Genomic DNA, 381 nt, shown 5'->3' with positions numbered 1-381 from the left:
ATACAGATTTTTGTACTAATACAGGATATTCGTAAGCCTTAAAAACCCCAGAATCTCCACAATGTATAAAAACATGTATAAGATGATAAAAATAAAAAACGGACAAACCTAATAACATCAAAGGTTTGTGCTTTTTATTTGCTACTGATAATGAGACGTTATGTAAATTAGCAATGAATAGAATATACAATTTTATCGTGGTATTTTAATTATATAATTGTATTAGAAAGTAGGTACTGATTTTGAAAAAATGGATTTTGTTGAATGAACAAGAAAAAGAGAATGTTTGGGATAGATTTTATGATGAGTTTGCCTTTAATCCTAATATAGATGGTGAGCAGTCATTTAAATTTTCTCGTCCATATATTGCTTATGATATAT

At 27.0% G+C, this 381-nt stretch carries 1 protein-coding gene; it reads left to right on the top strand.

What is annotated here, in order from left to right; genetic code table 11:
• Positions 1 to 242 precede the first annotated feature (242 nt).
• Positions 243 to 381: DUF2716 domain-containing protein (locus tag SB775_RS27730; RefSeq protein ID WP_410864357.1), on the top strand; the 139-nt coding region annotated here is incomplete at its 3' end.

It is taken from the genome of Peribacillus sp. SIMBA_075 (genome assembly GCF_046534585.1).
Note: the sequence above shows the minus strand (reverse complement) of the source record. Positions and strands in the feature narration are given on the sequence as shown.